This window comes from Kitasatospora sp. NPDC002965, from assembly GCF_040611255.1.
GTDB lineage: Bacteria > Actinomycetota > Actinomycetes > Streptomycetales > Streptomycetaceae > Kitasatospora.
In genome coordinates this window covers 1-25,835 of the sequence record NZ_JBEXNT010000134.1, presented here as the reverse complement: position 1 = coordinate 25,835, position 25,835 = coordinate 1, and the positions used below count along the sequence as shown (strand labels likewise).

The window sequence follows — 25,835 nt, the reverse complement described above, 5'->3', positions numbered from 1 at the left end:
GTGTGCGGCGGGACGTGGTCCGAGGTGACCTTGCCCCCCGACACCATCGCCAGACGCGCCGAGGTCACGTCATCGGTGAGCGTGCGGCCGTTCGGGTAGACGGCCGGGCGGGAGCGGTCGTAGCGGAGGATGTCGGGCAGGACGAGCTTCAGCGTCTCGGTGGCGGCGTCGGTGGTGTAGTCGCCGGTGTGCTGGAGGACCGCCGTCCAGGCCTCGCGGTAGTTGGTCCAGTCGTCGGCCGGCTCGCCCGCGTTGTAGGCGTCCTTCACCTCCTCCGCGTTGAAGTACGCGGTGAGGGAGGGGTGGGCGCCCCGGTCGACGGAGACCAGCTGCCCGTCGACGTGCAGGCTGACCCGGGCCCAGAGGCCGATCTCCGCCTCGGTGCCGAGGTCGGCGTCCGGCACTTCGAGCGCGATACCGAGGACGTTGGCGTTCGCCATGGCATCCCGGCCCGTCCAGGTGAAGTTGTCGACGATCCCTTCGAGGTCGGCGAAGAAGGGGTCGCTGCGCAGGCCGACGGAGAGCCTGCGTCCGTCGGCCTCGACGACGTGCGGGGCGTCGCCGAACGCCACCGGGGCGCCGGAGAAGAGGACGTCGCCGCCCGCCTCGTGCTTCTGGGCCGCGTCGCCGGTGGCACGGCGGACCGTGACGGTCTGGCCGCCGGAGGCGTCGGGGGCGGAGAAGGTGAAGGAGTAGGCGATGTCGGCCCGGTGGTCGCCGTCAGTGTCGACGTTGAGGCGGTAGACGGCGTCCGGGTGGAAGGCGGCGCCGGGGACGGCCGCGTACGGGTGCGCGTCCAGGACGAGGACGGTGCGGCCGGGGTCGCCGGCGGCCGGGAAGGCGAACAGGTCGGTGAGGTCGAGCCGGGCATCGCCGCGCGGGGAGCGGAGGTGGGGGCCGCTGAGGTGGTGGGACATGGCCGCAGTGGTACCAGGACGGCCGGGGCAGCGACCGGAGGACACCCGCGCGGAAAGCCGCCGTCCGCCGGATGGCGGACGGCGGACGGCGGACGGCGAGGAGTTCGCGGGGAGAGGTCAGGTGGGGCCGGACCCGTGCTCGCGGCTCCGGCCGCAAGCTCCGAGCGGGCGGGCGGCTTGCGGCTCGGCGATTCGGGAACACGAGGTTCCGTGCCGTCCCCCGGCGAACTCCCCCGGTGAACCCCTCCTGCCCGACTCGAACAAGGAGCACAGATGACGATCACCCTCCGCCCGGGAACCAGGGTGATGTTCACCGGGGACTCGATCACCGACGGCCTGCGGCTGGCGAGCGAGGACGGCCTCGGGTTCGGCTACCCGCCGCGCGTCGCGGGCGAGTGGGGCCTCAGGCACCCGGACCGGCCCGTGACCTGGCTGAACACCGGGATCGGGGGCCACAAGGTGAGGGACCTGGAAGCCCGCTGGCAGGCCGACGTGCTCGACGCCCGCCCGGACGTGGTGTCGATCCTCGTCGGCGTCAACGACATGGGCTGGCCCACGCTCGACCCGAACGGCCGGGTGATCCCCGCCGAGGAGTTCGCAGCGGGCTACCGCCGACTGCTCGCGCCGCTGGCCGGGGCGGGCACGGAGCTGATCCTCGTCGAACCGTTCCTGCTGCCGATCAGCGGCAGCGTCAGGACGCGCCACACGGAGGTCGACGACGCGGTCAGGAAGGAGTGGCGGGCCGACCTGGACCCGAAGATCCAGGTCGTGCGCGAGCTCGCCGAAGCCTACGGCGCGCACCTGCTCGCCGCGGACGCCATGTTCACCGAGCTCGCCGCGGCGACCGGTCCGGAGTACTGGGCCGCGGACGGCGTGCACCCGACGCCGGCCGGTCACGCCGCACTCGCGTCGGCCTGGCTGCGCCTGGTCGCGTGACCGCCGCTAGGGCTTGCCCCGGCCCCGGCGCCCCGGGGCGAGCCCTAGCGGCGGGCCGACCGGGGGGCCACGAGCCTGGTGGCGGTCCAGTCGCCGCCCGCGGAGAAGGCGCCCGTCTGCTGGAGGCCCGCCGTGGGGGCGCTCTCGCCGATCTCCGAGGGCTCCACGTAGCCCGGCCGTCCCGACTTCGGGGTCAGGACGAACACGACTCCCCTGTCGGCCAGCAGCGTTCGCGCGTCCACGAGCAGATCCACCAGGTCGCCGTCACCGTCGCGGAACCAGAGGAGCGCGACGTCGACGACGACGTCGGCCTCCCCCTCGACGAGGGCGCTGCCCGACCGCTCGGCCACCGCGTCGCGGACGTCGTGGTCGACGTCCTCCTCGTAGCCCAGCTCCAGGACCACCGTGCCCGACTCGATCCCGAGCCGATCCGCCACGCTCGCCTGCGTCGTCATCCCGAACTCCTCCAGTGCGCAAGGGGCGACCGGTCGACCGCCGCAGCCATGGTCGCCGCCGGACCGCCCGGCCGGGCGCCGATGCCACACCCCGGCGGAAAGTGATCGATCTTGTTCGAGCCCGACACCTCCTCGCACAGGAAGTCGACCACGTCGACTTCCTGTGCGACGGCGGCAACCGCTGGGGCGGCGTCAGGCCCGGTGCGCCAGCAGCTCCTCCAGCTCGGCCGCGAAGAGCCGCGCCGGATCGAAGCCCATGCCGGCGAAGTGGCCGGCGAGTTCCAGTGACAGCACGCCGTGCAGGCGGGTCCAGACGGTCAGGAACCGGTGGAGCACCTCGGACGGGGCGGGGTGGCCGCCGGCCCAGTCCCGGTGCTCCTCCAGGTACGCGCCGAAAGGCGTCGCGGCGGCGGGGCCGGCGGGCGCGAGCGCCGCACACGCGTCGAGCAGGGTGGTCATGATCTCGTTCGAGACGACGGTGACGTCCTCGGGGGCCCGGTAGCCGGGGACGGGGGTGCCGTAGATGAGCAGGTACCGCTGCGGGTCCGCCAGGGCCCAGCCGCGCAGCGCGCCCGCCAGCCCCGCCAGGTCGGCACCGGCGGCGGCGGCCGTGCGCAGGGTGTCGGCGAGGCTCCGGTACGCCTCCCGGACGAGTTCGGTGATCAGATCGTCGCGGCTGGCGAAGTAGCGGTAGAGCGCGGGCCCGCTCATGCCCATCTGCTTGGCGATCGCGTTGAGGGAGAGCGCGGACGCGCCCGCCGTGGCGATCTGCTCCCAGGCGCGTTCCGTGATCTCCGCGCGCACCTGGGCCCGGTAGCGCTCCCTCGGGGTGTCCGCGCCCGCCCTCGCCATGACCTGCCGCCTTCCCGCCCCCGTTCAGCTACATGCTCAAGGGTTGGCGAGAAGGTATCACGCAACCTGTTGACCTCCCCCTCGACCGTGCGTTACAACTTCTAACGAACGCATGAGCGTGTAGCTCAAGCGGGAGTGCAGGGCGTGGGACCCGTACTCCACCGACCGTCAGAGGGGAACCCCATGTCCGGCATCCGCAGCACCGACCCGCGCGCCACCGACCCGCGCGCCACCGACCCGCGCGCCGACGACTCCCGCACCGCCCGTCCTCGCCGCGCCGGAATCCGCGCCGGAATCCGCACCGCCCTGGTCGCCGTCCCGCTCGTCGCCGGCCTCCTCGGCGGCGCCGCCGCGCCCGCCGGCGCGACCACCCCCCACCACGGCAGGTCCCTCACCTGCCAGGGCAAGGGCGTCGACCCCGACGCCCTCGTCCGCCACCGGACCGAGATCGTGATCAACGCGCCGCTGCGCACCGTCTGGAAGCTCCAGACCGACGTCGAGCGCTGGCCCGACTGGCAGGCGCCCGTCCGGACCGCGGAACGCCTCGATCACGGGCCGCTCCACCGGGGTTCGGCCTTCCGGTGGACGACCCCGCTGCCGCCCAACCCGGCGACTCCCGCCACCAGCCTGGACATCACCTCCACCGTCCGACAGCTCCGGACCGGCTCGTGCCTCCGCTGGACCGGGCCCGCCGTCGCCGAGGGGCTGCGCATCGACGGCGTCCACGTGTGGAACTTCACGGCCGTCCGGGGTGGCGTCCGCGTCACCACCGAGGAGACCCACAGCGGTCCCCAGGTCGAGGCGAACGTCCCCTTCGCGACCGAGGTCCTCCGGTCGGGCCTGGAGTCCTGGCTGAGCGACCTGAAGACCACCGCCGAAGCCCTTGCCCACGGCCGGAGTTGACGGATCGGCTCGGAGGTTCGCCGGGGGACGCCCGCGGCCGGGCAGGCCGGCGCGGCAGGACCGCCCGCCCGGCCGCGGGCGCCCCCACCGGTCGGGCGGATCTGACGAGCGGCCAACTCCGTCCCGGGCGAACCGGGTTGTGATCGTCTACCGCTCGGTACGATCAAGCCGCACGACCGGTCCGTCCGACGGGACGAACCGCCGAAGAGGGGGGAATCCCGCATGCAGTTCGACTCCGCCGTCCGACACGGCAAGCACGCACACCAGTCGCGCCCGTCCACGTCCCGCCCGTACACGTGGCTGACCGCGCTCGCCCTGGCCACGGTCGCGGTGGCCGGCTGTTCGTCCTCGGGCGACTCCGCCCCGGACGCCGCCAAGGCGCCCTCGGAGACCGCGGCCGGGACCTCCGCAGCGGGCATCGCGGCGCCGGGCACCTCCGCACCGGGCGCCTCCCCCGGCGGCGCGACGCCGCCCGCCGGTACCGCGCCGGCCGGCACCACCGCCGCGCCGAGCGGGGGCGGCAAGGCGGCCCCTCCCGCCAACCGCCCGGCCGACCCCTGCACGCTGCTGACGTCCGACCAGGTGGTGGCCGTCGTCGGCACGCCCGGCCCGTTCAACGGCATGCCCCTGGGCCGGGGCCTCGACGGTTCGGCGGTCTGGGGCTGCGGCTGGAGCAACTGGGACTCCCTCACCTCGCTCCAGGAGGTGGACTCCTCCACGTTCGCGAGCCACAAGCGGGACTCCCAGCGCCCGGACGCGAAGGAGCCGGCGGTCAAGGACGTCGGCGACGAGGTGTTCGTCGCGTCCCGGGGCAACGCGGGCAAGCCGGCCCTGTTCTTCGCGCTGGGCCCGCACTTCTACCGGGTCGAGGTCCAGTCCAACCGCAAGCTGGGCGCGAACAACCCCGACGCGGCCAAGGACGCCGCCGCCGAGGAGTCCCTGGCCCGCCAGTTCGCCAAGACCCTCAAGGGGTGATCCACGGTGCGCCGCGAGCGGCCCCGTGCCGCTCGCGGCGCACCGGCCCGTCGCCTCCGACGCCCGTCGGCGTGCGTAGTGAACCGTCCGGCCCCGGCTCGGCTCGGATCGGCTCGGCTCCGGGTGGTCGGAGCCGTTCCGGTGGACGTTGCGGCGGACGTCCCGGCGGATCCTGGTCCTGACCCCGAGACCGTCGTCGATCAGGGGGCGCGCGGCGAGGCGTGCGCGCCAGGCGTACAGAACTCCCGCCCCTGGCATGGCCACCGTGCTCCCGCGCACCGCGCCCGGACCCCTTGGCGGGGCGCGCGCAGGACCGCACACTCCGGATGGGGCTCCTGACCGGAGGCCTCCCCGCGCAACCGGAAGGCACCCATGCACCCGCCGAGCCCGTCCGCCGCCCGCGCCGTCTCCCGCACCGCCGCCGTCACCGCCGCCGCCCTCCTGCTGACCGCCACCGCCGGAACCGCCGCGGCCTCGCCCGCCGCCCCGCCCGCCGCCGGGGCCGCCGCCACAGCGGTCGCCGCCGCGGCCTTCTCCGACGGAGGCTTCGAGAGCCCCGTCGTCCCGGCACCCGCACCGTTCACCGACTACCTCGGCGGACAGACCTTCGGCCCCTGGACGGTCGGCGGCGACAGCGCCGACCTGACCTCCGACCGCCTGTGGGACGTGGCCGAGGGCCACCAGTCGCTCGACCTCAACGGCAGCACCACCGGCAGCGTCTCGCAGACGTTCCCGGTGGCACCGCTGACGACCTACCTCGTCACCTTCAAGCTGGCGGGCAACCCCGTGTGGGCCCCGGCCCTCAAGACCGGCCAGGTGCGGGTCAACGGCACGACGGTGCTCGACTTCGCCTTCGACGTCAGCGGACACGGCCTCCGCTCCATGGGCTACGTCGAGCAGACCACCGCCTTCACCAACCTGCTGGGCACCTCGGCCACCCTCACGTTCGCCAGCACCACCCCCGGCTACGGCGGCCCGGTCATCGACGACGTGAAGGTCCGCGGCTGCCTGCTGGTGCTCTGCCTGCCCTGACGGACCCGTGCACCGCCCCGCCGGAACCGGGCGGAACAGGCCGGAACCGGGCGGCGCACGGATCGGAGCGCCAACGGGCCTGTCAGTAGCGCTTGTTCACCGCGGCCCTGACCGTCTCCTTGAAGGCGGGGACGTCCGGCTGGGTCCAGTTGCTCTCCCACTCGACGACGGCCACCGTGCTGCCGTCCCGGCCGACCCCGTACAGGTGGTTGTTGTACGACGCCCAGGGGGAGGTGCGGGAACGGTGCACGCCTCCCACGGTCGCGCCCTCCTCGACGTCGAGCGAGCCGTGGTCCTGCCCGGTCACGGTGTCGCCCGGGTACGCGGCACGCAGGCGGTCGGCACAGCCCGCGTAGTACTGGCGGAGCGATTCGGCGAGGGTGACGGCCTCCGCCTCGGTCGGCAGCACGAAGACCCGCTCGACGGCCGCGGCGGTCTCCGACGTGAAGAAGTCGGCGCTCCAGGTGTTCTGTTCCGGCACCTCGTTGATCCGGTCCCACAGACAGGTCGGCGTGTAGCTCCCGCCCGGCTCGTCCGAGGCCCCGCCCATCCAGGTCAGCGAATCCGGCGGCAGGTCGGCGACGTCGATCATCCCCGGCCGGCCCTGCGTTTCGGCGGGCGTCGCGCCCGCCACCGGAGCCGCCGCCGCGACCACCAGCAGGGCGACACCCGCCCCGCGCACCCACGTACGAATCCCCGACCTCATCCGTCCACCTCCGTGTGTAGAGCTGCGGAAAGGCGCCCGCCCGATCGGGGCGGGGCGCTCCGTCCAGCATCCGAGACCACGGACCGTCCGAGGGTGCGGACACGAACCACGGCCGGAACCTCGCCCACCGATCATCGATTCCGGCCGAAAACAGTGCCTCCGCCCCTCATCCGGGGCCTGGACACGGCAGGGCGCAGCTCGGGGCGGACCGGGCCGGGGCGGGCCGGGGCGGGTTCGTCAGTCCCTCGTCCCCGGCCCGGCCGTCGCGACCGGCACCGCCGTCGCGAGCCGGGTCAGGGCGGCGGCGGTCACCCGGTCCTCCCCCGCGCTGAACACGTGCAGTACCAGGCCGGTCTGGCCGGGGGCGGCCGGGACGTTCAGGGGCTCGAAGTCCAGTGTGAGCACGCCGGTCAGGGCGTGGTGGAGGCGCTTGCGGCCCGCCGCACACATCACCACCTCGCCGGATTCCCAGACTTGCCGGAACTCCCGGCTCTGCGAGGAGAGTTCGCGGATCAGGGCGACCAGCTCGGCATCGTCCGGCCAGGTGCCGGCCGCCACCCGCAGCTGGCCGACGGCCTCCGCCGCTCGGTCCGCCCAGTCGGGATGGACGGTGCGGGAGGCCGGGTCGAGGAAGAGGAAGCGGGCCTGGTTCCGGTCACGGCGAGGCACCTCGCCCACACCGCCGACGAGTTCGGAGCCGAGTCCGTTCCACGCGACGACGTCGAGGCGGTGGTCGGTCACGAAGGCGGGAAGGTCCGCGCCCAGCGCGTCCAGCATCCGGCGCAGCAGCGGACTGACCCGCGGCCTGGGCACCGGCACCCGCCGGGCGGAGGCGAGCGTGTCGAGGTGACGGCGCTCCGCCTCGTCCAGCCCGAGGGTGCGGGCGAGCGCGTCGAGCACCTCGGGGGACGGCTGGGTGGAACGTCCCTGCTCCAACCGGACGTAGTAGTCCACGCTGATCCCGGCCAGTTGGGCCAGCTCCTCCCGGCGTAGCCCCTGCACCCGTCGGCGTCCGCCCCCGGCGAGGCCGACCAGTTCGGGGGCCACCCGGCCCCGGCGGGCGCGCAGGAACGCTCCGAGCGCCCGACCGGGGTCGCCGACCCCGTCCGGCGGGGTGGCCGCGGTGGCGGCGCCGTCCCCGCCGGTGCTGCTGCCGGTCCTGCTGTCGGAGCTCCTGCCCGTGCTGGTGTCCATGCGATCCAGTATGGGTGGCCCTCGCAGTACCAGGACCGGCGGTCCTCCGGAATCACAGGGTGCTGGCTGCGCCTCGCGACCGGCGCGAGGGTGGTGCCATGACCGACCACGCATCGCGGCAACAGCCCGACCCCACCCGGCAGAAGACCGTCCTCCTGGTCACCGCGCACCCCGAGCCCCGTTCGCTCACCTCCGCGCTGTCCGCGTTCGCGGCCGACCACCTGCGGGCCGCCGGGCACCGGGTGGAGGTGTCCGACCTCTATGCGATGAAGTGGCACGCGTCGTTGGACGGCGACGACTTCCCCGACCTGCCGGCGGACGAGCGGCTGGAGGTCCTGGCCGCCCAGGGCGAGGCCACCCACGCGGGGCGGCTCTCGGCGGACATCGCCGCCGAGCAGGAGAAGCTGCGCCGGGCCGACGCCGTGGTGCTGCAGTTCCCGCTGTGGTGGTTCTCGGTGCCCGCGATCCTCAAGGGCTGGATCGACCGGGTGTTCACCTTCGAGTTCGCGCACGGGCCGGCCGTTCCGCCGCCGTACAGCGAGGGCGCGCTCGGCGGGCGCCGGGGCCTGCTGGCCGTGACGGCCGGGGCCCGGGAGTCGGCGTTCTCCGACCGGGGCGCGCACGGGGCGCTGGCGGACCTGCTGTTCCCCGTGCAGCACGGGGTGCTCTGGTTCACCGGCATCGCGGCGCTCGAACCGTTCGCGGTGTACGGGTCGGTGGACGTGTCGTCGGAGCGGTTCGCGGAGCTGGCGCGGGAGTACGGGCGCCGGCTGGACGGGCTGTTCACCGATGAGCCGGTGCCCTTCCGGCGCCTCGACGGCGGCGACTACGGGCGGGACATGCGGCTGCTGCCGGGCGTGGAGGAGCCGGGCACGGCCGGCCCGGGCCTGCACCTCGCGCCGCGCGGCTGACCCACCGCCGGCTCGGCCCCGGGCCGGGGCGGCGGCGGGCCTGGGCGGCGAGGGTCAGAGCTTGGTGGCCTCGTGGACCTGGTGGAGGTGGATCAGGATGTCGTACGCCTGGTTGACGGCGAGGCTGGGGGCCGGCTGCGTGAAGCTCGATCCGGCGTCGTGGACGGGGCGGGGGGTGTCGAGCCAGTCGCGGCCGGCGGCCGACAGCGTGCGCAGGTCGACGTAGTAGTCGCGGTGGCGGACCCGGTCGAGCGTGTACTCCTGCATGTCGGGGGTGGCTGCCGGGACGGTCACGGCGTTCCAGGGACTGCCGAGGGTGGTCGCCGTGAGGAAGGACCCCTGGTTGAAGGTGAAACCGATAGCGGCGTAGCCCCGCCCGAGCGCGTTGCGCAGGTAGACGCCCTGCGTCGTCGGGTACATCACGGGGTCGGTGGACAGGTAGCCCACGTGGCCGTTGTGCGCCGACAGCAGCATCCTGTCGCCGGTGCGCCGGTTCCACCAGGCGGTGTTGTCGGCCATCGCCCGGTCGCGGTAGTGCTCCGCGACGGACACCGACTCCGGGTCGGACAGGTCCAGGGACGTGAAGACGAAGGTCTGGACGATGTTGCGGGCGTGCTGCTCGGCCCACTCGTACGCCTCGCCGCCGGCGCCCTTGCTCGCGGTGACCAGGTCGAACGCCTGCTGGGCGACGGTCGCGTTGTGGCGCCGTTCGGCGAGGGGCCTGCCCAGGTAGGCGAACACGTCGTCGAGGGGGCGCAGGCCCGCGTACAGCGCCTCGACCTGCGCGAGGTCCTGGGGGCGGGCCGTGCGGACGTAGGAGGTGACCCGGTCGAAGACCTGGTCACCGAGCCTCGGCGCTCCGACGTCGTTGCCCATGAAGTGGACCCTGCGGTCCGGGTGCCGGTCGTTGTGCCGCCGCATCCAGCTGATGAGGCTGACGAACTCCTCACGCTCCCAGGGGGATCCGGCCAGCGCCTCCTTGGCCGTCTGCCGGGCGTCGCCGGGGCCTCCCTGGAGGTACTCGTCGATCCGAAGACCGGCCGACCAGCTCATCTCCAGGGCGAAGGTGGTGAAGCCCTTCTCCTCGACGAGGTAGCGGAAGACGCGTTCCTTCATGGCGAAGAACTGGTGCGAGCCGTGGGTGGCCTCGCCCAGCCCCACCACGGCGGCGTCGCCGACCATCGCACCGAGCGCCCGGAGGTCGGTGCTGCGGCCACCGGGTTCCGTCGACCGCAGGGGCTGCGCGGCGCTCTCCAGCGCACGGATCGCGGCGGCCTGCCGTCCGTCGACCGCCGTGGCGCCGGATGCGGCGGGCGCGGGACCGGCGGGCACGGCGGAGGCCACCGGGGCCAGCAGGGCGGTGGCCGCGAGCGCTGCCGTCGCAGCGAGCAGCCCGCGTCGTCCGATCGCCGTCATGTGCGCAGTCATCCTGATCATTCCTCAGTTCGGTGTTCCACTGGGCGGTGGAATGATCATGGCTCGGGGCAGGGGCGGGCCGCGCTGGGGCCGTCCTCCGAACCTGTCCGGGGGTAAACCCCCTGCTCATCGGGTGGTTGTCCGCCGGACGAGGCCCGGCGCCGCGCCCCTCCCCGCCCGGCCCGTGGCGACGGGCCGGGCGGGGACGGGCCGCGCGCCGCCGACCGGGCGCGGTCAGGGCCAGCCCGTCGGCTTCGCGGTCATGGTGGCCCTGGCCGCGACGATCGCGGCGCACGCCCTGCGGACCTCCCGGTCGGCCCAGTCGGGCGGCAGCGGCCCCTGCGCCCCGAGGGCGGCGGCCTGCCGCTGGAGTTCGCGCAGCGCGCCGCCCTGGGCGCTGGAGAGGCCCATCTCCTGGTAGTCACCGAGGTCCGTACCGCCGTCGAGGTACGTGCGCAGCCAGGGCGCGATGCTCAGGACGCAGTCCTCCAAGGGGTCGAACGACGGCGAAGGCGCCGTCGGCGTGGTCGACGGGGCGGCCGTCCCGGGCGACGCGTTCCCGGGTGACGCGCCGGGTCCACCGCAGCCCGACGCCGTGGCCGCCGCAACAACCAGGGCCGGACCTGCCAGGCCGGCCAGGAGCCGTTTCCGCATGCCCGCATTGTGGCCCCGGCGGCCGGCCCGCACCAGAGTTCGGCGCGGGCCGCCGGATCGTCCGCCGGCTCGGAGGCCGGTTCGGGGGCCGGCTCTGAGGCCGGCTCGGAGGCAGGCTCGGGCTGTGGCGACCGGGCCGGACGGGACCGGCGGCGGCCCGTCAGACCGCCGCGGACGGAACCCCCGGAGCAGCCGTCGGGGTGGTGGGAACGCCCGGGGCCGTCGGGGCCGTCGTGGACCCCGCCGGCGCGCCGAGGTTACGTTCGGCCTTGGCGACGGCGGCGCGGTAGTAGAGGGACGCGAGTTGGGGGGAGACGGAGTCGCGCTGGAAGAATCCGTAGGAGAGCGCGACGTCGCCGAGGCGTTCGAGGCCGAGGTAGCCGTTGAGCGGGATGCCCGCCAGTTCGCCGTCGAGGCGGACGGCGGGGGCGCCCGGCCGGTCCCCGAGGGCGACCGGGGTCACGGTGAAGACCACGGGGGTGCCGGTGTCGTCGGTGAAGGTGATGCTGCGGCAGTCGGCGAACGCGGCGGTGACGGCGGCGAAGTCGGTGGTGAGGCGGTCCGGCTCCTCGGCGGTGAGCGATTCGGTGATCATCGGGTTGCCGGCCGGCCCGTCGAACTCGACGCCCTGGTGCGGGCGTCCGGAGGGCCCTCGGGCGGTCTCGCGGTTCAGCAGCGCGCGCAGCGCGTCGCACCCGGCCACCGGGGAGGCGTCGCTCTCGGGCGAGGGGCTCGCGCCGACCGGGAGTTCGGTGAAGTCCGGTCCCAGTTCGTCGGCGGTGAGCAGCGCGGCCCTGAGCCGGTCGTCGGTGGGCAGCTGTGCGGCGGCGGCCGGAGCGGCGGCGACCGTGGCCCCGGCGGCCGTCGCGAGCGTCACGGCCGGCGCGGGCCGAGCGGACGGCGATCCTGCGGCGAGCCCGGTGGTGCCGAGGGTGAACACGGTGAGACCGGCTGCCGCGACGGTGAGGGCGAGAAGAGGCCTGGGGAGAGACATGCGGCCCCCGGTCGGGAGTTCGGGCAGGGACAGGCGTCCAGTCTCCCACCGCGTCCGGGACCCCGCCCGTCCGACGGGTGGATCCGCAGGTCAGGACGGGCCGAGGGCCTCGGCGGCGCCTTCCGCGGGACCACGCGCCGGACCGCCCGGCGGGCCGCCGCCGGTCCGGTCGGGCGGCAGCGTGGCGAGGGTCTCGGTGAGCCACTGCGCCCAGAAGGCCTCCAGCCCGATGCCGGCCCGCAGCACCGCGTGCTGCAACGGGTTCGCGGCGTCGCCCTCCCCCGGCGGGAAGTCCCGCCGTTCGATCGCCCGGTAGTCGGCCAGCTGCGCCCGGTGCAGGGCGAGGTGCCGGTGGAGTTCGGCGTCCAGGCCGGCCGTGCCGACCACCCCGGCGGCACGCAGCCGCAGCAGCAGCGGTTCCCGGACCGTCTTGGGGTCGTCCCCGGCGGCCGTCCACCGTGCGAGTTCGGCACGGCCCTCGGGCAGGACCTCGTACTCCTTCTTCTGCCCGCGCACCGGCCCGGTCTGCGGGAGCGCCCGGATCAGCCCGGAGGTCTCCAGCCTGCCCAGCTCACGGTAGATCTGCTGGTGGGTGGCGGACCAGAAGAAGCCGATCGACTTGTCGAACCGCCGGGTCAGCTCCAGCCCCGAGGACGGTTTCTCCAGCAGGGCGGTCAGGATGGCGTGCGGCAGCGACATGGGTCGATCCTAGGGGTCGCGGGGATTCCGCCCGCGACCCTCGGAGCGGCGGTCGGAGTGCGGCGGTCAGAGCGCGGCGGCCAGCTCGGTGCCCTGCTTGATCGCCCGCTTGGCGTCGAGTTCGGCGGCCTCGTCGGCGCCGCCGATCAGGTGCGGGGTGATGCCGAGGGCGCGCAGGGCGGCGTCGAGGTCGCGGCGCGGTTCCTGGCCGGTGCAGAGGACGACGGTGTCGACGGGCAGCAGCTGCGGTTCGCCGTCGAGGGTGAAGTGGAGCCCGGCGTCGTCGATCAGGTCGTAGCGGGCGCCGGCGACCATCGTGACGCCGCGGTGCTTGAGTTCGGCCCGGTGGATCCAGCCGGTGGTCTTTCCGAGGCCGGCACCGACCTTGCCGGTCCGGCGCTGGAGCAGGTGGACGCGGCGCGGGGGCGTCGGCCGCTCGGGCCGGGCGAGGCCGCCGCGCTCGCGGTACTCCGGGTCGATGCCCCACTTGCGCCGGTAGACGGGCGCGTTGAGGCTCGCCTCGTCGCCCTGGTCGGTGAGGTACTCGGCGACGTCGAAGCCGATGCCGCCCGCCCCGACGACGGCGACGCGCTCGCCGACGGGCGCGCCGTCGCGCAGCACGTCGAGGTAGCCGAGGACGCTGGGGTGGTCGATGCCGGGGAGGTCGGCGGGGACGCGCGGGGTGACGCCGGTGGCGAGGACGACCTCGTCGAAGTCCTCGGCGGCGAGTTCCGGCGCCGCCACGAGGGCCCCGAGCCGCTGCTCGACGCCGAGTTCGGCGAGGCGGGTGCGGTAGTAGCGGATGGTCTCGTCGAACTCCTCCTTCCCCGGGATGCGCCGGGCGATGTCGAGCTGGCCGCCGACGGTGTCGGCAGCGTCGAACAGGGTGACGGCGTGGCCGCGTTCGGCCGCGGAGACGGCGAACGCGAGGCCGGCCGGTCCGGCGCCGACGACGCCGATGCGCTTGCGCGTCCTGGTGGGGGCGAGGACCAGCTCGGTCTCGTGGCAGGCGCGCGGGTTGACCAGGCAGGAGGTGGTCTTCCCGCTGAAGGTGTGGTCGAGGCAGGCCTGGTTGCAGCCGATGCAGGTGTTGACGGCGTCGGCGCGGCCGTCGCGGGCCTTGGCGACGAAGTCGGCGTCGGCGAGCAGCGGGCGGGCGAGGGAGACCAGGTCGGCGTAACCGTCGGCGAGCAACTGCTCGGCGAGTTCGGGGGTGTTGATGCGGTTGGAGGTGACCAGCGGGATGCCGACCGAGCCCATCACCTTGCGGGTCACCCAGGCGAAGGCGCCGCGCGGCACGGAGGCGGCGATGGTCGGGATGCGCGCCTCGTGCCAGCCGATGCCGGTGTTGATGATGGTGGCACCGGCCTCCTCCACGGCCCGGGCGAGCTGCACCACCTCGGGGAGGGTGGAACCGCCGGGGACGAGGTCGAGCATGGAGAGCCGGTAGATCAGGATGAAGTCGGGGCCGACCCGCTCGCGGACGCGGCGGACGATCTCGACCGGGAACCGCATCCGGTTCTCGTACGGGCCGCCCCACTCGTCCTCGCGGTGGTTGGTGGCGGCGGCGATGAACTCGTTGATCAGGTAGCCCTCGGAGCCCATGATCTCGACGCCGTCGTAGCCGGCTCGCCGGGCGAGGGCGGCGCAGCGGGCGAAGTCCTCGATGGTCCGCTCGACCTCGTCGGCGGTGAGGGCGCGCGGCGGGAACGGGCTGATCGGCGCCTGGACGGCGCTGGGGGCCACGAGGTCGGGGTGGTAGGCGTAGCGGCCGAAGTGCAGGATCTGGAGGGCGATCCGGCCGCCGGCGGCGTGCACGGCGTCGGTGACGACGCGGTGGCGGTCGGCCTCCTCCTCGGTGGTGAGCATGGCGCCGCCGCCCCAGGGGCGCCCTGCCTCGTTGGGGGCGATGCCACCGGTGACGATGAGGCCGACGCCGCCGCGGGCGCGTTCGGCGTAGAAGGCGGCCAGCCGCTCGGGGCCGTCGGGGGCCTCCTCCAGGCCCACGTGCATGGACCCCATGACGACGCGGTTGGGGAGGGTCGTGAAGCCGAGGTCGAGCGGGCGCAGCAGGTGCGGGTAGGGCGGCGGCGGGGTGGCGGTCATCGGGGGTCTCCCAGGGCTTCGTCGAGGCGGCGGCTCGTTGTTACCACACGGTAGGGGAGGGGATGCCCATATGCAACTAGTTGCACAAGAGGGTGCGGTCGAACTCCCGCCGGACCCCTCCACCGGCCCCGCCGAACCCCTTGCGGCGCCACCCGCGGCGCCGCCCCCGGAGCGGCCCGGCCGCCACGGCACTCCACCCGCCCCTTTACTGACGGATCGTCAGTCCACGGCGTATGGTCGTCGGGAGACGGGCGGGGCCGGCCGAGGCCCCGGAGAGGGGGGCACGGCCGTGCGGGGTGGATCGGTCGCCGTGGTCGGCGGCAGCATCGCGGGGTGCGCGTTCGCCCGGGCCGCGGCCCGCGGCGGGGCGGAGCAGGTCACCGTGCTGGAACGCAGCCCCGGGCGCCTGGAGGACCGGGGCGTGGGCCTGTGCGTGGTCCTGGACCGCTACGCCGAACTGGTCCGGGCCGGCCACCTCGACGACGGCATCCGCCACCACCCGCTCACCGAACGGCACTGGGTGGCCGCCGACCCCTCCGGCACGCACGGCCCGCGCGGGCGGGTGCTCTGGGTCCAGCCGATGGCCATGCACGCGTTCCACTGGGGCGTGCTCTGGCAGGGACTGCGCGAACGCGCCCCGGACGCCGTGGAGTTCCGCACCGGGACGACCGTCACGGCGGTCGGCGGGGGCGGCCCCGACGACGGCCCGCAGGCCTGGGTGGCGACCTCCGACGGGCGCGACCCGTACGACCTGGTGGTCGGCGCCGACGGCCACCGTTCGGTGGTCCGGGGCGCCGTCTGCCCGGACGCCCAACCCGAGTACGCCGGCTACGTCTGCTGGCGCGGCAGCTTCGACGCCCGCCTCCTCGACCGGCTGCCCGGCGGGGGCGCGCGCTGGCCCGGGCACGAGGTGATCACCGCCTGCTACCCCGGCGGCCAGGTCGTGCTCTACCGCATTCCCGGCCTGGAGCCCGGCACCACCCTGGTCAACTGGGTCTTCTACGCCCCCGCACCCGCCTGGCTGCACCCGACCGGCGACACCGGGGCCGGCAGCAGCAGGGCCGACGGCACCGTGACCGGCGACACCGGGGCCGGCGTCCCGGCCCACACGCCGGCCGACCCCAACGGCATCCCGGCCGGCTCGCTCGACCCCGCCCGCCTCGACGAACTGGCCGACCTCGCCGACCGACACCTCCCGCCGTACTGGGCCGGGGTGGTCAACCTGACCCCGGTCGAGCGGATCCTGCTCCAGCCGATCCACGACCTCGCGACCCCGCGCCGCACCGCCGGACGCCTGCTGCTCGCCGGGGACGCCGCCACCCTGGTCCGCCCGCACAACACCAGCGGCGCGGCCAAGGCCCTCCAGGACGCCTGCGCCTTCGAGGACGCCTGGCGGTCGGCGGACGGCTGGGACGATCTGCTGCCCGGTTACGACCGCGAACGCGGCGCGGTGGGGCGGGCGTTGGTCGACCTCGGCCGCCGGCTCGGACGGGCCCAGGTCACCGGCGCACCGGACTGGAGGACCATCGACGAGGCCGGAATGGCCGAGTGGTGGCGCGAACAGCTCGCCGGTACGGGCGGGTTCGGCGGCCTGTCCCTCGACCGGCCGCCGAACTCCCCTTCAGTGCCGAACGGTTCGACCCGTCAGACGTTCACGCCGTAGTCGGTCGCGATGCCGCGCAGGCCGGAGGCGTAGCCCTGGCCGATCGCGCGGAACTTCCACTCGGCGCCGCTGCGGTAGAGCTCGCCGAAGACCATCGCCGTCTCGGTCGAGGCGTCCTCGGTGAGGTCGTAGCGGGCGATCTCCTGGCCGTTGGCCTGGTTGACGACCCGGATGAACGCGTTGCGGACCTGGCCGAAGCTCTGGTGCCGGGCGTCCGCGTCGTAGATCGACACCGGGAACACCACCTTGGCCACCTCGGCCGGCACGGTGGCCAGGTCGACCTTGATCTGCTCGTCGTTGCCGTCACCGCCACCGGTCAGGTTGTCACCGCTGTGCTCGACCGAACCGTCCGGGCTGCGCAGGTTGTTGAAGAAGACGAAGTGCCCGTCCGAGAGCACCTTGCCGACCGCGTTGCAGAGCAGCGCGCTCGCGTCCAGGTCGTAGTCGGCGCCGGTGGTCGTCCGCACGTCCCAGCCGAGTCCGACGATGACGGCGGTGAGGCCCGGCGCCTCCTTGGTCAGCGAGACGTTGCCGCCCTTGGCCAGCGAAACTCCCACAGTGCCCTCCTCGGTTGCGCTACTGCTCTCCCTGGAAAAGAATCTACAACACTGTAGAGATCACGAGAATCCGTGCGACCGAATACGGCCATCCCCGGCCGGCAACGGCCGGCACACGGCCGACCCCCGGCACGCTCCCCGGCCGGGCCCCGCCCCTTCGCGGCCCGCCGCCTCAGCCACCCTCCGCCAGCAGCGCCGCCACCTGCGGCGGAAGCAGGCACGCCTGCCGGGCCAGCAGGTCGACGAAGGCCGCCGTCAACGGGTCCGGCCGGGTCCGGGTGTACGCCACCAGTGCCCGCCGGACCGGCGGCTCCGGCCGGCGGACCAGCCCGTCGAACCCCGGTGGCACGATGTTCGCCGGCACCAGCGCCACTCCCAGACCGGCCGCCGCGAGCAGCGGGGCCGCCGCCGTCTGCTCGGTCCGCACCGCCACCCGGGGCCGGAACCCGGCCTCCGCGCAGGCAGCGTCCAGCAGGTCCGCGAGCCCGTTCCCGGGGGCGTAGTGCACCCAGTCCCGCTCCGCCAGCTCGGCCAGCGGAACGCGCCGGCATCCCTCCGGCTCCGCGTCCTCCGGCGGCAGCGCCAGGACGAACTCCTCCACCCCCAGTTCCCTGATCGGCCCCTCCCAGTCGGCCGGCTGCGTCCCCACGGCGACGTCCGCCTGCCCCGCCGCCATCGCCGCCCGCAGCTCCTCGTTGTGCGCGTACTCGCGCAGCCGGATCCGCACCCCCGGGTGCGCGCGCCGCCAGGCCCGCAGCACCGGCGGCAGGATGCCCAGGCTCACCGAGTACACCGTCGCCAACTCCAGCTCACCGCTGTCGAGTCCGGCCGCCGAGCGGGCCGCCGCCCGCAGCCGCTCGGCATCCGCGAGCGCCGCCCGGGCGTGCGGCAGCACCGCCCGCCCCATCGGCGTCAGCCGCACCGCGCGCGGCAGGCGCTCCAGCAGCGCGCCGCCCACCGCCTTCTCCAGCGCCCGCACCTGGTGCGAGAGCGCCGGCTGAGTGACGTGCAGCAGCTCGGCCGCGCGCGTGAAGGAACCGGTGTCGACGACGGTCACCAGGTACTCGAACTGTCGGAGAGTGGCCATGCAGGCAGTTTATGGCTTTCCCAGAAAACAAGCCTTGGACGTATCACCCCTGCTCGGCGGAGGGTTGCGGACATGACCTCCTCCGCAACCCTCCCCCTCGCCGGCCGCCGCGTCGTCGTCGTCGGCGCCGGCTCCCACACCGGCCGCGCCCTCGCCCACACCGCCTCCGCCGCCGGCGCCGAACTCGTCCTCGCCGGCCCCGACCCCCGCAAGCTGGAGTGGACCGCCGGCGAACTGACCGGCCCCACGAAGGTCGTCCCGGTCGACCTCGCCGACGAGGACTCGATCGCCGCCCTCGCCGCCGCCACCGGCCGCTTCGACCACCTCGTCTCCACCGCCGCCATGCCCGCCAACGGCCCGCTCGCCGAACTCCAACTCGCCGACGTCCACCGCGCGTTCGCCGCCAAGGTGTACGGCCCGCTGCTGCTCGCCAAGCACCTCGCCGGCCAGGCCGCCACCGACACCCCCGACGGCGCCTCCTTCACCTTCTTCTCCGGCGTCGCCGCCTGGCGCCCCGCGCCCGCCCGCACCGTGATGGCCACCACCAACGGCGCCCTCGCCTTCCTCGTTCAGGCCCTGGCCGTGGAGATCGCCCCGGTCCGCGTCAACGCCGTCTCCCCCGGCATCGTCGACACCGGCGCCTGGGACCGGATGGGCGCCGACAAGACCGACTTCCTGCGTTCCGTCGCCGACCGCAACCCCGCACGCCGGACCGGCACCACCGAGGACCTGGTCCGCGCCGTCCACTTCGCGATGACCAGCCCCTTCGTCACCGGCACGGTCCTGCACGTCGACGGCGGCGGCCGCCTCGTCTGAGGCGCGGCCAGGGCGCCGTGGCGTCCCCCTTCCCCGGGGCCCGTTCCCGAGGCCCCGTTCCCGATCCCGGGCGGGAAGGGGGGCGGCCAGGTCACCGCCCACCACTCCCGCAGCGCTCGCGCTCGCCCGGCCGGGCCGAGGGGCCGGACGTAGACTGGCGTGGTCGCGCGGGGGGCTCGGCGGTCCCCCGGAGGTCTTCATGCGCCAGCGGCACAGCTTCCATCTCGACCGGGCCGGGCACTCCGTCACGGTGAACGTCCGGTCCGGCTGGATCACCGAGACCGAGGTGCTGGTGGACGGCAAGGAGGTCGCCTTCCACCGCGTCCACGGGCACGGCGTCTACCCGCTCACGCTGGCCGCCCAGCTGCCCGAGGAGCCTCCGCTGCCGCTCGCCGTCGAGCTCAAGCGGACCGGTGACCCCCAGCGCCCCCTCGCGTGCGCGCTGGACGTGCACGGCGCGGTGCACCCGATGGCGGAGCGCACCGGGCAGTGACCGCCCGGCGACCCGGCCGCCTGCCGCCTGCCGCCTGCCGCCTGCCGCAACGCTCGGCACTCAGCGCTCGGCACTCGGCGCTCGGCGGACCTTGGCGATGATCTCCTCGACGGCCGCCCCGGCCCGCTCCGCGTCCGCCGGGACCAGGCCGATCCGGGTCCGGCGGTGCAACACGTCCTCGACGTCCAGCGCGCCCTCGTGCGTCACCGCGTACACGATCTCGGCCCGGCTGACGTCGATGCCGCCCGCGACCGGCGCCGCGTAGCCGGCACCCAGCGCCTCCCCCGCCACGAGCACCTCGCGCGCCGCGCCGCCGTGGCGGGCGATTAGGGAGGCCGGCACCTCGCCCTCGGGGCAGGGCCGGCTGTCGCGGTGGCCGGGCGCACCGACCAGCGGCAGGCGGGTGGTCCAGCAGTCGCGGGCGGTCAGCTCGCGCAGGCGCACGGCGGCGTCGACCGCGTCCTCGGCCATCCGGCGGTAGGTGGTGAGCTTTCCGCCGACCACCGTGATCACGCCGTTGGGCGACTCCAGCACCGCGTGCTGCCGGGAGATGTCCGCGGTGGCGCCGTCGCCGGTGTCGAGCAGCGGCCGCAGCCCGGCGTAGGCGCCGCGCACGTCGGCCCTGGTCAGGGCCGTCTCCAGGGCGGAGTTCACGGTGTCGAGGAGGAAGTCCAGCTCGGCGTCAGTGGGCCGGGGCTCGTCAGGGATCGGGCCGGGCGCGTCCTCGTCGGTCAGGCCGATCGCGACCCGGCCGAGCTGCTGCGGCAGCGCGAAGACGAACCGGCTGGTCGACCCGGGCACGGGGACGGTGAGCGCGGCGGTCGGCCGGCCGAGGGCCGCGGCGTCGACCACCAGGTGGGTGCCCCGGCTGGGCCGCAGCCGGATCGACGGATCCACCTCGCCGGCCCAGACTCCCGTGGCGTTGACGACGGCGCGGGCGGTGAGGGTGAACGACTGGCCGGTGAGTCCGTCGGTGAGCCGGGCGCCGCCTCCGGTGACCTCGTCGGCGCGGACGCGAGTGAGCACCGAGACCCCGTACTGCGCCGCGGTACGGGCGAGGGCGACCACCAGCCGGGCGTCGTCGACGAGTTGCCCGTCGTGGGCGACGAGGCCGCCGTTCAGACCGGCTGCCCGCAGCCCGGGCACCAGGTCACGGGCGCGGGCGGCGTCCACCCGGCGGACCCGGGGCAGCAGGGTGCCCGAGGTGCCGGCGCCCAGCCGCAGGGCGTCGCCCGCGAGGAAGCCGGCCCGGACCAGCGCGGCCTGCCCCGGGCGGAACAACCCGTCCAGCAGCGGCACGAGTTGGGGCAGCGAACGGACCAGGTGAGGGGCGGTACGGGTCATCAGCACACCGCGTTCGCGGGCGCTCTCCCGCGCCACGCCGATCCGCCCGGAGGCGAGGTAGCGCAGGCCGCCGTGGACGAGCTTGGAACTCCAGCGGCTGGTCCCGAACGCGAGGTCGCGGGACTCGACGAGCACGGTGCAGAGCCCGCGCGCCGCCGCGTCGAGGGCGACACCGACGCCGGTGATGCCTCCGCCGATCACCAGGACGTCGACGACGGGGTCGGCGGCGAGCGCGTCGAGCTCCAACTCCCGGCGACGGGCGGTGAGTCGGGTCGTCCCGGCGTAGGGTCCGGCGGTGGTGGTCATCTGCGGCCTCCGTGGCGGGTGGCGTTGCGGCGGTTCACCGGCTGCCGACGGCGGCCGACCGGGCATGGACGGGCGGTCACCCGCAGACGGACGGCCCGCCCGGCGCGGGCGTTCACCGGTCCCCGGCGGTCGTTCACGGCGCAAGGTACCCGTCCAGGGCGCGGGCCAGTTCACGCCGCCACGCGTCCTCGGACAGCAACTGGGCCACCATACGGTGCGACTGGACGGTGGACTGGGCGATCAGCAGCACCATCGCGGCGAGCTCGACCGGATCACCGGCCCGGATCGAGCCGTGCTCCTGCCCCTGCGCGATGCCGGCGCGGAGTGCTTCGAGGAGCCCTCGCTGGCTGGTCCCGAGGCGTTCGACCACGTACTCGAAGAGCGTGTCGGAGTCGGCGGAACGCAGCAGCGCGCCGAGCACCGGATGGTCGCGCAGGCGGACGGCGACCTCGACGACACCGTCGACGAACGCGGCCCGGTCCACCCCGGCGAGCCGGACGGCCTCCTGGGTGGCCGCGATCTCGCGGGTGAGCAGCGCACCGATCACCGCCCGGACGTCCGGCCAGCGCCGGTAGACGGTCGGCCGGCTGACCCCGGCACGGCGCGCGATCTCGGCCAACTGGGTCCGGCGTACGCCGAGTTGGATGACCAGTTCGGCGGCGGCGTCAAGGATGGCGTCGTCGGTGCCGCGAGGCTCGGACGACCGGTCGAGGTCCGCGTTACTACTTGACATGATGTGTAAAACTGTAACGTATGACCGCCGAGAAGCAAGCGGAACCGGCCGACGCCGCGCTGCCGCTCCCCCCGATGAAGTGGGACGCCTGGGGCGACCCGGCCCTCGCCAAGGAGCTGTCCGCCGACGTCAAGGGCCTGCTCGCCGCCGCCCTCGGCGTCACCGGCGACGCCGAGCCGGGCCCGGACGCCTCGGACGTCGTGCTGCGGCCGTCCGCCCTGTCCCCGGACGACCTCGCGGCCCTCGCCGCCGTCGTCGGCGAAGCGCACGTCAGCGCCGCCGACGCCGACCGACTCCCCCGGGCCGGCGGCAAGTCCACCCCCGACCTGCTGCGCCGCCGCAGCCGCGCACCGCAGGACGCGCCCGACGCCGTCGTCCTGCCCGGAGGGGAGGACGAGATCGCCGCCCTGCTCGCGCTGTGCGCCGAACGCCGCATCGCCGTCGTGCCCTTCGGCGGCGGCACCAGCGTGGTCGGCGGGCTGGACCCGGAGCGCGGCGGCCTCGCGGCCGTCGTGTCGCTCGACCTGCGCCGCCTCGACCGGCTGCTCGACCTCGACGAGACCTCCGGCGAAGCCGTCCTCGGCGCGGGCCTCACCGGCCCGGCGGCGGAGGCGCTGCTCGCCGCGCACGGCTTCGAACTCGGCCACTACCCGCAGAGCTTCCGCTTCGCCACCATCGGCGGCTTCGCGGCCACCCGCTCCTCCGGCCAGGACTCGGCCGGCCACGGCCGGTTCGACGAGATGGTGCGCGGCCTGCGCGTCGTCACCCCGGCCGGCACCCTCGACCTCGGGCGCGCCCCCGCCTCCGCCGCCGGACCCGACCTGCGCGAACTGTTCCTCGGCTCGGAGGGCACCCTCGGCGTGATCACCGCCGTCCGGGTCCGCGTCCACCCCGCGCCCGCCGCCAAGGCGTACGAGGCCTGGTCCTTCCCCGACTTCGCCACCGGCTCGGCCGCGCTGCGCGCCGTCGAGCAGCAGGGCACCGGCCCGACCGTCATCCGGCTCTCCGACGAGGCCGAGACCATGGTCAACCTCGCGATGACCGAGAGGATCGGCGGCGAACCCGCGGTCACCGGCTGCCTGGCCGTCACCGTCTTCGAGGGCACCGCCGAGCAGGCCGCCACCCGCCACGCGGAGACCCGCGCCGTCCTGCTCGCCGCCGGCGGCACCCCGCTCGGCGAGGCACCCGCCCGGGCCTGGGAACACGGCCGGTTCAACGCCCCCTACCTGCGGGACTCCCTGCTCCGCGCGGGCGCGCTCTGCGAGACCCTCGAAACCGCCACCAGCTGGCGGAACCTCCCCGAACTCCGTCTGGCCGTCACCACCGCCCTCACCGAGGCCCTCCCCGGCTCGCTCGTGCTCTGCCACATCTCGCACGTCTACCCGACCGGCGCCTCGCTCTACTTCACGGTCGTCGCCGCCCTCGGCGACGACCCGTTGGAGCGGTGGGCCGGTGCGAAGCGCGCCGCCTGCGACGCCATCCTGACGGCCGGCGGCACGATCACCCACCACCACGCGGTCGGCGCCGACCACCGCCCCTGGATGACCGACGAGATCGGCGAGCTGGGCGTGCGCATCCTGCGCGCCGTCAAGGCCGAGCTGGACCCGGCGGGCATCCTCAACCCGGGCAAGCTGATCCCGTGAGCGGCCGGAGAACCATCGCCCGCGTCGTTCTCCTCACCAACCCCGCGGCAGCCGCCGGCCACGCCGAGCCGGCGGCCCGCCGCGCCACCGCCCGCCTGCGCGACCTCGGCATCGCCGTGGACGCGCAGGCGGGCACCTCCGCCGCCGAGTCCCTCGAACTCGCCCGCGCCGCCGTCGGCTCCGGGTCCTGCGACGCCCTGGTCGTCGTCGGCGGCGACGGCATGGTCAACCTCGGCCTGCAGGCCGCCGCCGGCACGTCCGTCCCCCTCGGCGTCGTCCCCGCCGGCACCGGCAACGACCACGCCCGCGCCTACGGCCTCCCCCGCGACGCCCCGGAGGCCGCCGCCGACGTCGTCGCCGCCGGCCACACCCGCACCGTCGACCTCGGCCTCGTCACGGCGGCCGACGGCAGCACCCGCCGGTTCGGCTCCGTCCTCGCCAGCGGCTTCGACTCCCTGGTCAGCGACCGCACCAACCGCCTCCGCTGGCCCCGCGGCCGGATGCGCTACAACCTCGCCATCGCCGTCGAGTTCGCCAACCTCCGCCCGCTGCCCTTCCACCTCACCCTCGCCGACGGCACCGAGATCACCCGCGACCTCACGCTCGCCGCCGTCGGCAACACCAGCAGCTACGGCGGCGGGATGCTCATCTGCCCGACCGCCGACCCCACCGACGGCCTCCTCGACCTCACCCTCGTCGACGCGATGCCCCGCCACCGCATCGCCCGCTTCTTCCCCACCCTCTTCAAGGGCACCCACGTCCGACGCCGCGAGGTCACCACCCACCGCACCACGTCGGTCCGCATCGACTCCCCCGCCATCACCGCCTACGCCGACGGCGAGTTCATGGCCCCCCTCCCCGTCACCGTCACCGTCACCCCCGCCGCCCTCCACCTCCTCACCCCCGCCTGACCCGCCACACCCCCGAACGCCGAAGGGCCCCGCAGCATCCGCTACGGGGCCCTCCAGTACGCCCAACGCCGACCGAGGCCGCCGGAGCACGGCTACCGGTCGCCGGCCAGAACTCCTCTCAGCCGCGCGACCACATCGTCAGCGCCGACCGTGACCCAGTCCGATGCCGGATCACCGACCGCCCTGAGCTCGTACAGGCCCGGTCCGGCCTCCCTCACCAGGAGATGCCGGCTCTCTCCGTCCATCGGGTCCACACGGAGTCGAACGGTCCCGTGCGAGACGGTCGGGAAGAGCCTCCTCAAAGCTCCGTCACCGTGCACCCGATTCAGCAGACCCCACTGTTTCGCGTAGAACGCGGAGGACAAGAGATTGCTCCACTGCAACGGGGCAGGATCCCGGGCTTCGAGCGGCCGCGCAAATTCATCGAGCTCCATGAAGTCGAACCTCGACTCGAAGGCATCGAGCGGCATTCCGGCTTTCCAGGAAGCGACGGCCTCGACCAGCAGGCCGAGATCATCCGTCGAGCCGGTCGCCCAGGTGAATCCAGGAGTGTGGATTCCGACCATGAACAGCCGCCGACCCGCCGCGAGACCGACCCGAACCACACCCCTCTCGGTGATGATCCGAACCTCCGAGGAAGCAGGATCGACCGGCCCGACCTCACACGCGCGCCGTTCCGCAGCCACCTTCAGGGCAGCCCCGAGCGCGCCCGCGGCGGAGACCTCCGGATAGTACTCCTCAAGCCAGGACTTCATGGTCCACACCTCAGTTCTAGCAGCTGCAATGGGGCAGGACTCCGCCCCTCACGGGTGACATGTCTCCCACGAGTGACGAAAGGTCCGGCATCGACGCAGGGGCGTCCATCGTCGTACGTCCGCCCTTGTCCACCGAGTACCACTTGATCGAACTCCACGATCGCTGACCGTTTGCGAGTGCCCGCGCTATGTAGGCCATTTCCAGGTCGGTCGCCCAGCCGTCCTCTCCGGACTTGAGACCCCGCTGAGCCGCATCCATGAAGTCATCGAACCCTGCCCGGTTGACGTGCAGCGTCACATTGGGGTCGATGATGGCCTTGCGTGCTGCCTGCGCGAACGCAGTTTTGGGCAGAGTGGAGAACGTCTGGAAACCTGCCTCTCCTGCCCACTCATCGAGCTTCCCCTCTCTCTGCCAACCCAACGCGACCTCGCAGTTGTGGACGAGGACGGGGGTGGTGCCTGCGAGGACGTAGTAGGTGTGGAGGTCGCTGACGGTGAGGTTGTGGACGCGTTGGTGGGCGGTGTGGGAGCGGATGGTGCTGATCTGGACCCAGGTGCCGGTGGAGGTCTCCAGCCATTGGCCGGGTTGGAGTTTGTCGGCGGTGAGCCATTCGCGGGTTTGGGGGAGCCAGAAGGGGTGGCCGTCGGTGGCGGTGAGGGTTTGGGTCTTGGTGGGGTCGACGGTGTAGGTGGCGGCGGTCTTGACGGTGTCGTTGGCGGGTTGGGTGATCTGTGGGGTTGTGGTGGTGGTGGCGGGGTCGAGGGTGATTTCGTAGA

General features: G+C 74.3%; 27 protein-coding genes. 10 read left to right on the top strand and 17 right to left on the bottom strand.

Annotation, left to right across the window (positions count from 1 at the left end; genetic code table 11):
- Window positions 1-917: DUF4331 family protein (locus ABZY91_RS34575; RefSeq protein WP_355407247.1), on the bottom strand; the 917-nt coding region annotated here is incomplete at its 3' end.
- 273 nt (window positions 918-1,190) lie between these two features.
- Between ABZY91_RS34575 and ABZY91_RS34570 the strand changes: the two genes are divergently transcribed.
- Window positions 1,191-1,853, top strand: coding sequence for an SGNH/GDSL hydrolase family protein (locus ABZY91_RS34570; protein WP_355407245.1), 663 nt, complete (start codon window positions 1,191-1,193; stop codon window positions 1,851-1,853).
- Between the two features lie 44 nt (window positions 1,854-1,897).
- Here ABZY91_RS34570 and ABZY91_RS34565 read toward each other — a convergent pair whose 3' ends face one another.
- Genes ABZY91_RS34565 through ABZY91_RS34555 form a run of 3 tightly spaced genes read right to left on the bottom strand, consistent with a single transcriptional unit; the run spans window position 1,898 to window position 3,160 of the window.
- Window positions 1,898-2,308, bottom strand: a complete 411-nt coding sequence (locus ABZY91_RS34565) for a DUF3052 domain-containing protein (protein ID WP_329878320.1) — start codon at window positions 2,306-2,308, stop codon at window positions 1,898-1,900.
- Window positions 2,305-2,460 carry a hypothetical protein gene (locus tag ABZY91_RS34560; RefSeq protein ID WP_355407243.1) on the bottom strand — a complete coding sequence of 52 codons (156 nt, stop codon included), beginning with the start codon at window positions 2,458-2,460 and terminating at the stop codon, window positions 2,305-2,307. The genes ABZY91_RS34565 and ABZY91_RS34560 overlap by 4 nt, the downstream gene beginning before the upstream one ends.
- A gap of 40 nt (window positions 2,461-2,500) precedes the next feature.
- The gene (locus ABZY91_RS34555) at window positions 2,501-3,160 is read right to left on the bottom strand and encodes a TetR/AcrR family transcriptional regulator (RefSeq protein WP_355407241.1); all 660 of its coding nucleotides are present in this window, start codon (window positions 3,158-3,160) and stop codon (window positions 2,501-2,503) included.
- A gap of 306 nt (window positions 3,161-3,466) precedes the next feature.
- Between ABZY91_RS34555 and ABZY91_RS34550 the strand changes: the two genes are divergently transcribed.
- The 3 genes from ABZY91_RS34550 (at window position 3,467) to ABZY91_RS34540 (ending at window position 6,070) form a co-directional block, all read left to right on the top strand.
- The gene (locus tag ABZY91_RS34550) at window positions 3,467-4,063 is read left to right on the top strand and encodes an SRPBCC family protein (RefSeq protein ID WP_355407253.1); all 597 of its coding nucleotides are present in this window, start codon (window positions 3,467-3,469) and stop codon (window positions 4,061-4,063) included.
- Between the two features lie 222 nt (window positions 4,064-4,285).
- Entirely contained in the window at window positions 4,286-5,038 is a 753-nt protein-coding gene (locus ABZY91_RS34545) for a hypothetical protein (RefSeq protein WP_355407239.1), read from the top strand.
- Between the two features lie 372 nt (window positions 5,039-5,410).
- A complete protein-coding gene (locus ABZY91_RS34540; protein WP_355407237.1) occupies window positions 5,411-6,070 on the top strand; it encodes a DUF642 domain-containing protein in 660 nt (219 codons plus the stop codon).
- Window positions 6,071-6,152: 82 nt separating this feature from the next.
- On the opposite strand, the gene ABZY91_RS34535 is transcribed toward ABZY91_RS34540, so the two are convergent.
- Both ABZY91_RS34535 and ABZY91_RS34530 read right to left on the bottom strand, forming a co-directional pair.
- Window positions 6,153-6,776 carry a hypothetical protein gene (locus tag ABZY91_RS34535; RefSeq protein ID WP_355407235.1) on the bottom strand — a complete coding sequence of 208 codons (624 nt, stop codon included), beginning with the start codon at window positions 6,774-6,776 and terminating at the stop codon, window positions 6,153-6,155.
- A 237-nt stretch (window positions 6,777-7,013) separates the two neighbouring features.
- Window positions 7,014-7,970, bottom strand: a complete 957-nt coding sequence (locus tag ABZY91_RS34530; protein WP_355407233.1) for a helix-turn-helix transcriptional regulator — start codon at window positions 7,968-7,970, stop codon at window positions 7,014-7,016.
- Between the two features lie 98 nt (window positions 7,971-8,068).
- Here ABZY91_RS34530 and ABZY91_RS34525 point away from each other — a divergent pair, with 98 nt between their 5' ends.
- On the top strand, window positions 8,069-8,881 hold the full coding sequence (locus ABZY91_RS34525) for an NAD(P)H-dependent oxidoreductase (RefSeq protein WP_355407231.1): 813 nt from the start codon (window positions 8,069-8,071) through the stop codon (window positions 8,879-8,881).
- A gap of 54 nt (window positions 8,882-8,935) precedes the next feature.
- On the opposite strand, the gene ABZY91_RS34520 is transcribed toward ABZY91_RS34525, so the two are convergent.
- The 5 genes from ABZY91_RS34520 to ABZY91_RS34500 all read right to left on the bottom strand — a co-directional run bounded on the left by ABZY91_RS34520 (window position 8,936) and on the right by ABZY91_RS34500 (window position 14,750).
- Entirely contained in the window at window positions 8,936-10,309 is a 1,374-nt protein-coding gene (locus tag ABZY91_RS34520) for an erythromycin esterase family protein (protein ID WP_355407229.1), read from the bottom strand.
- 222 nt (window positions 10,310-10,531) lie between these two features.
- Entirely contained in the window at window positions 10,532-10,951 is a 420-nt protein-coding gene (locus ABZY91_RS34515; protein WP_355407227.1) for a hypothetical protein, read from the bottom strand.
- A gap of 160 nt (window positions 10,952-11,111) precedes the next feature.
- Window positions 11,112-11,945: a hypothetical protein gene (locus tag ABZY91_RS34510; RefSeq protein WP_355407225.1), complete on the bottom strand. Its 834-nt coding sequence runs from the start codon at window positions 11,943-11,945 to the stop codon at window positions 11,112-11,114.
- 90 nt (window positions 11,946-12,035) lie between these two features.
- A complete protein-coding gene (locus tag ABZY91_RS34505) occupies window positions 12,036-12,644 on the bottom strand; it encodes a PadR family transcriptional regulator (RefSeq protein WP_355407223.1) in 609 nt (202 codons plus the stop codon).
- 66 nt (window positions 12,645-12,710) lie between these two features.
- Window positions 12,711-14,750, bottom strand: a complete 2,040-nt coding sequence (locus tag ABZY91_RS34500) for an NADPH-dependent 2,4-dienoyl-CoA reductase (RefSeq protein WP_355407221.1) — start codon at window positions 14,748-14,750, stop codon at window positions 12,711-12,713.
- Between the two features lie 289 nt (window positions 14,751-15,039).
- Here ABZY91_RS34500 and ABZY91_RS34495 point away from each other — a divergent pair, with 289 nt between their 5' ends.
- A complete protein-coding gene (locus ABZY91_RS34495; RefSeq protein ID WP_355407219.1) occupies window positions 15,040-16,413 on the top strand; it encodes an FAD-dependent monooxygenase in 1,374 nt (457 codons plus the stop codon).
- Here ABZY91_RS34495 and ABZY91_RS34490 read toward each other — a convergent pair.
- Together ABZY91_RS34490 and ABZY91_RS34485 are read right to left on the bottom strand one after the other, a co-directional pair.
- Complete coding sequence (locus ABZY91_RS34490; protein WP_355407217.1) at window positions 16,395-16,970, bottom strand: TerD family protein; 576 nt, start codon at window positions 16,968-16,970, stop codon at window positions 16,395-16,397. The two genes, ABZY91_RS34495 and ABZY91_RS34490, sit on opposite strands and share 19 nt — an antisense overlap.
- A gap of 172 nt (window positions 16,971-17,142) precedes the next feature.
- A complete protein-coding gene (locus ABZY91_RS34485) occupies window positions 17,143-18,057 on the bottom strand; it encodes a LysR family transcriptional regulator (protein ID WP_355407215.1) in 915 nt (304 codons plus the stop codon).
- Window positions 18,058-18,129: 72 nt separating this feature from the next.
- Here ABZY91_RS34485 and ABZY91_RS34480 point away from each other — a divergent pair, with 72 nt between their 5' ends.
- Both ABZY91_RS34480 and ABZY91_RS34475 read left to right on the top strand, forming a co-directional pair.
- Window positions 18,130-18,873, top strand: coding sequence for an SDR family oxidoreductase (locus tag ABZY91_RS34480; protein WP_355407213.1), 744 nt, complete (start codon window positions 18,130-18,132; stop codon window positions 18,871-18,873).
- 199 nt (window positions 18,874-19,072) lie between these two features.
- Window positions 19,073-19,366, top strand: coding sequence for a hypothetical protein (locus ABZY91_RS34475; RefSeq protein WP_355407211.1), 294 nt, complete (start codon window positions 19,073-19,075; stop codon window positions 19,364-19,366).
- A gap of 60 nt (window positions 19,367-19,426) precedes the next feature.
- Here ABZY91_RS34475 and ABZY91_RS34470 read toward each other — a convergent pair whose 3' ends face one another.
- Both ABZY91_RS34470 and ABZY91_RS34465 read right to left on the bottom strand, forming a co-directional pair.
- Window positions 19,427-21,016 (bottom strand): glycerol-3-phosphate dehydrogenase/oxidase, encoded by a 1,590-nt coding sequence (locus ABZY91_RS34470; RefSeq protein WP_355407209.1) that lies wholly within the window; start codon window positions 21,014-21,016, stop codon window positions 19,427-19,429.
- 133 nt (window positions 21,017-21,149) lie between these two features.
- Window positions 21,150-21,749, bottom strand: a complete 600-nt coding sequence (locus ABZY91_RS34465) for a helix-turn-helix domain-containing protein (RefSeq protein WP_355407207.1) — start codon at window positions 21,747-21,749, stop codon at window positions 21,150-21,152.
- Between the two features lie 74 nt (window positions 21,750-21,823).
- Here ABZY91_RS34465 and ABZY91_RS34460 point away from each other — a divergent pair, with 74 nt between their 5' ends.
- Both ABZY91_RS34460 and ABZY91_RS34455 read left to right on the top strand, forming a co-directional pair.
- Window positions 21,824-23,392: an FAD-binding oxidoreductase gene (locus ABZY91_RS34460; RefSeq protein ID WP_355407251.1), complete on the top strand. Its 1,569-nt coding sequence runs from the start codon at window positions 21,824-21,826 to the stop codon at window positions 23,390-23,392.
- On the top strand, window positions 23,389-24,303 hold the full coding sequence (locus tag ABZY91_RS34455) for a diacylglycerol kinase (protein WP_355407205.1): 915 nt from the start codon (window positions 23,389-23,391) through the stop codon (window positions 24,301-24,303). The genes ABZY91_RS34460 and ABZY91_RS34455 overlap by 4 nt, the downstream gene beginning before the upstream one ends.
- A gap of 92 nt (window positions 24,304-24,395) precedes the next feature.
- Here ABZY91_RS34455 and ABZY91_RS34450 read toward each other — a convergent pair whose 3' ends face one another.
- Window positions 24,396-25,058, bottom strand: a complete 663-nt coding sequence (locus ABZY91_RS34450; protein WP_355407203.1) for a hypothetical protein — start codon at window positions 25,056-25,058, stop codon at window positions 24,396-24,398.
- Window positions 25,059-25,074: 16 nt separating this feature from the next.
- The coding region (locus ABZY91_RS34445) for a polymorphic toxin-type HINT domain-containing protein (RefSeq protein WP_355407201.1) at window positions 25,075-25,835 on the bottom strand (761 nt) is incomplete at its 5' end.